Genomic DNA, 322 nt, shown 5'->3' with positions numbered 1-322 from the left:
TGGAGATCCGTGTCCACCCTGCTCCACGCCGCCGCCGGGCCGATCGCCCCGGCCGGCGACCTGCACGCCGCCGAACTACACGCCGCGGCCGATTTGGGCCTGAGCCCGGACCAGGCCGGCAGGCTGGCCGCCAACTGCGCCGACTACACCGACCGCGCCGGGCGCCATTTCGAGCGGCTGGTCGATCTCGGCGCGCAGGTCCAGGCGCTGATGTTGAATCCGAACATCAAGGACGCGGAAGCTCCTGACGCCGTGGCGTCGCTGATGGAGCAACGCGCGCAGGAACTCCGCGCCCTCGAAACGTTCTACCTGGACTTCTGGC

General features: G+C 70.2%; 1 protein-coding gene. It reads left to right on the top strand.

The window, feature by feature from the left end:
* Positions 1-9 precede the first annotated feature (9 nt).
* Positions 10-322, top strand: a 313-nt coding sequence (locus MXD60_RS26370; protein ID WP_248822403.1) for a hypothetical protein, incomplete at its 3' end; no start/stop codon positions are given.

The organism is Frankia sp. AgB32, from assembly GCF_023243045.1.
In the GTDB taxonomy this organism is placed as follows: domain Bacteria; phylum Actinomycetota; class Actinomycetes; order Frankiales; family Frankiaceae; genus Frankia.
This window is presented reverse-complemented; position numbering and strand designations above follow the sequence as displayed.